Below are 3,454 nucleotides of genomic sequence, written 5' to 3'. Positions count from 1 at the left end.
GACTCGATTTGCTTATCTACCTGTTTCTGAGTCTCGATAGCACGCCGCTGAGCAACACGCTGTTCGCGGACCTGTTTGATGATTTCTACAGCACCCTGGTATTCAGCCTTGCGATTAGCCTGTGCTTCAGCCACAAAATAGTTGAATCTGGCGATGTGATCAGGGTTATACTCGTCAAACTCGCCAAGCTCTTCTACTATCTTCGCTTTGGCTTCTTCGGCAGTAGCCTGAAAGAATTCTTTGCTACCGGGTATAAAATCGGGTTTAATACCGGTCTTCAGTTCTTCTTCGAGGCTCGGCTCGGCAGTGTCGGCAGACGCAGATGACTGCGTTTTTTTCTCGCCAGCTTCTTTGTCATCGCCGGTGGCGGTGTCATCAGTTTTGCCTGAACCTTCAGATTCGTCTGAGTCGTCTTCGTCTTCGTCTTCGGCATCGTCTTCGTCTTCTTCGTCGTTGGCTTCTTCTTCGTCTTCATCATCGCCGGCCTCGTCTTCGTCGCCTTCTTCGAAGTCATCATCGTTATCTTCGTCGAACTCTTCATCGTTATTGTCGTCTGAAAGTTTGTCAGATTGCGAGTCGGCATCTCCTTCGTCACGAGCGCTGAGAAAATTCTTAAGGGTCTCTGCATCGAGGTCAGGAGTGGATTTTGTTGTGTCGGTTTCTCCGGTCATTTGTGCGCCTCCATCTTCAGTTTTGATCCGGCTTCTTTGCCCGCCAGAATCGCTGATTCAACGGCGGTCTTGAAGCTTCGGGCCGTTGCTATTTTTAATTGTAGCATAATAATCGGGTTATTATCAATATTCTGATAATAATTTATCGGCATTGTGGAAAACTCATTTTTACAGCGTTCGATGATACTCTCACAAACAGCACTGATAACGTCCTTAACTGCCTCAGCCTTGTTGCCGATCTCGTATGTTTTGCGTAAGAGCTCAATTTCCTTTTCATCTAATGTCATGCCGCTACTCCCTCAACTGTGGTTGCCGGCGCTTGTTGGATTCCAGCCATAAGCGCCTGGGTAATCTTCGCGCCTGTCTCTGGATCAAGACCTGCTGACTGCAGAATCTGACCGAGCATTTGCGGTAACTGTTGCAACAATGCCTGAGTCTGCATTGCTGCGCCTGCCTGCCCGGCTTCTATCCCGATGAACTTGTCAGGGTTCGTGAATCCCATCTCTTCGATAATCTGCTTTGCTGTCTCATACATGCCCTGCGGTGATGCAGCCCCCATTTGTAGTAACGGGGGAAGAATCTGAGCAAACATCAGCATCAGATTTTGAACGGTGAGCTGTTTATCCTGCAGACCTATGTTGCTTGTTACCTGCACATCGAATTCTCCCTTGATGTCATCGGGGTGGAACTCGTAATACTGGTTCGTCAGCCGGAAAGCGAATTCTTTGTCCAGGTGTTTCTTGTCGAGTGTAATCAGATGCTTGTAGAGAGGAACCATGCCATTTTCAGCACCATCGCGGGCCATCTTGCGCGTTCTCTGCTGAGATGCTGCCATGATCTTTGTAATACCAGTTGCAGTTTTGTTCAGGCTGTCGCTGTCGAGACCTTGATTATATTTCGTTATCCCTGTGCGCTGCTCAGACCAGTTCCCTGCAATTTCAATCAGCGGCATTGTTTCTGGAGCCAGTTCATATTTCGGCATTGCCTGGAGCAAGTCGCTGATACTTTTTTGACCGTTTAACTCCACCCTTATCATCTGCTTGCCCGATTGAATATCCTCTATCGCGGCGGGTTGGTTTATATCAACTCCAAAAGACCTGTTGTTGTTGATAGCGGTGTTTATGATGATTTGCCTGATAAGTGCCGTTTTCAGGTCTTGAATGTCCTGCAAATAATCGGCGACAGCTTCTTTCCATTTCTGGTAGCTATTCGCGTAGAAGGAAATAGTAAAAAATGGGTTACGCTCGTATTCGTTGATTTCAGCAAACAACACCCGGCCATTGCAGATTATGGCGTGAACATTTTCGAGCAGACCATCACCGTCAACGTCATACTTTCCGTAGCAATCATAAACAATGACACGCCGTCTGCCTTCCTGGCCTTCTCTGGTGCTGACATCAAGATAACCTTCGCGCTGATCGTCTTCGCCTTGATAGTTGCGAATAGCATCGAATATAGTATCCATCGAGTTTGTCTGCCCTGCTTCGGTATCGACAAACGGGAAATCGTCTTCAGTGTTTTTCCAGGCCCCGGTCTTTCCCATACGCCTAATGTCGTCATAGAGCATGTAGTGACGGTAGCACTCAAACACGTTCCGGCCTGAATTGTCCTCGTCAGGAAGAAAGATGTATTCGCCTGGTTTAATATTTCTTAGCACCGGTTGATCTTTGGTTTTCACTCGCTCACGCACAAGCAGTTTATATGTGCCGTCAGGAAGTGCTTCAACCTTTTTAATCGACTGCTCAGCAATCTCAACCGGTATTGAATAAAACTCAGCAGCAGTCGCCTGATACCAATTCAGTTTTTTTTCTTCTACTATTTCCCAATCCAGTTTTGTTACACCAAGGCCAGACTCCACCGCATCTCTGATCCACTGATCAATAATCACGTAACCATTGTTCTGAGTCTGCATCTGGTATTGAATGACCTTTTCCAATACTTCTGGATCATCGTCGGGAGTGCGGCCAAAAATGCCTACGATCTTGTCAGCACCAAAATAGACTTCAGTAAACGACGGCATGAGCCATTCGACGATGTCTTTAACGTCGGTTGCAGAGAACGATGAGGCTTCTGATAGTTTTGGAAAGAGCTTTTCGTAATATTGCTTATTACTATGTAACAGTTCGTAGCGCCGAATGATCGATGGTGCAATGTGCGCGTCAAAATAGCGCTCTGCTTCGTCCTTATCTGACGAAACCATGTCGAACAGATCTTCATCGCTGACTTTGATTTTTTTACGCTTCTGATATTCTTCGAGTAGCTGCATTCGGTTTTTCCTTTACATTGCCGCCAGGGGGCGGTTATTGGTGCTGGTTTCGCCAGACACTCTTTTGTGCAGACGCTCAGACAGGAATTTGAGCGCCTGCGTGGTTGAGTCAACATCATCGTCGTGTGGCGCGTTCGGGAACGCTGCTATTTCAGACTCATAATCGACAAGCCATGGCGCAGATTCTGGCAAACAGACACGGCCGGACTCTATCAGGCCACTCACACCCTGCGCTCTAGCTATCTTCGACTCTGCGTATTTGCCGCCTTTTGGCATAACACCAATTACCGGTAGGCGTGTTTCACGCTGCAATACCTGTAACAACTGCTGCCCGCTGCCTTTATCCTCGATCAGAATGTAATTCGGGTTGTCTCTCTCGGCCAATGATTGAACCGCGCGACGAAGATCAGGAAACTGCAGGCGACGGTTAAAACGGTCAGCCAGATAGATTTTGATGTCGTGTGCATGCCACATTGTGCAGCTTGTCGGGTCGTTAATCTCTTCGTCTTTGATACCC

At 47.6% G+C, this 3,454-nt stretch carries 4 protein-coding genes; all 4 read right to left on the bottom strand.

Annotation, left to right across the window (positions count from 1 at the left end; genetic code table 11):
- Positions 1 to 671, bottom strand: a 671-nt coding sequence (locus M0Q24_RS11525) for a hypothetical protein (protein ID WP_295050802.1), incomplete at its 3' end; no start/stop codon positions are given.
- On the bottom strand, positions 668 to 958 hold the full coding sequence (locus M0Q24_RS11520) for a hypothetical protein (RefSeq protein WP_295050800.1): 291 nt from the start codon (positions 956 to 958) through the stop codon (positions 668 to 670). The genes M0Q24_RS11525 and M0Q24_RS11520, both read right to left, overlap by 4 nt.
- Positions 955 to 2,937 (bottom strand): hypothetical protein, encoded by a 1,983-nt coding sequence (locus M0Q24_RS11515; RefSeq protein ID WP_295050799.1) that lies wholly within the window; start codon positions 2,935 to 2,937, stop codon positions 955 to 957. Before M0Q24_RS11515 ends, M0Q24_RS11520 begins: the two co-directional genes overlap by 4 nt.
- Positions 2,938 to 2,949: 12 nt before the next feature.
- Positions 2,950 to 3,454: phage terminase large subunit (gene terL / locus M0Q24_RS11510; RefSeq protein ID WP_295050797.1), on the bottom strand; the 505-nt coding region annotated here is incomplete at its 5' end.

The sequence above is a fragment of the Sulfurimonas sp. genome (genome assembly GCF_023228785.1).
Classification (GTDB): domain Bacteria; phylum Campylobacterota; class Campylobacteria; order Campylobacterales; family Sulfurimonadaceae; genus Sulfurimonas.
The sequence above is the reverse complement of the archived record's forward strand: the minus strand, read 5'-3'. Positions and strand labels throughout refer to the sequence as shown.

What these genes read in the sequence shown, in the direction of transcription:
- M0Q24_RS11520 (WP_295050800.1), bottom strand. Translation starts at nt 958, where the DNA reads ATGACATTAGATGAAAAGGAAATTGAGCTCTTACGCAAAACATACGAG.
- M0Q24_RS11515 (WP_295050799.1), bottom strand. Translation starts at nt 2,937, where the DNA reads ATGCAGCTACTCGAAGAATATCAGAAGCGTAAAAAAATCAAAGTCAGC.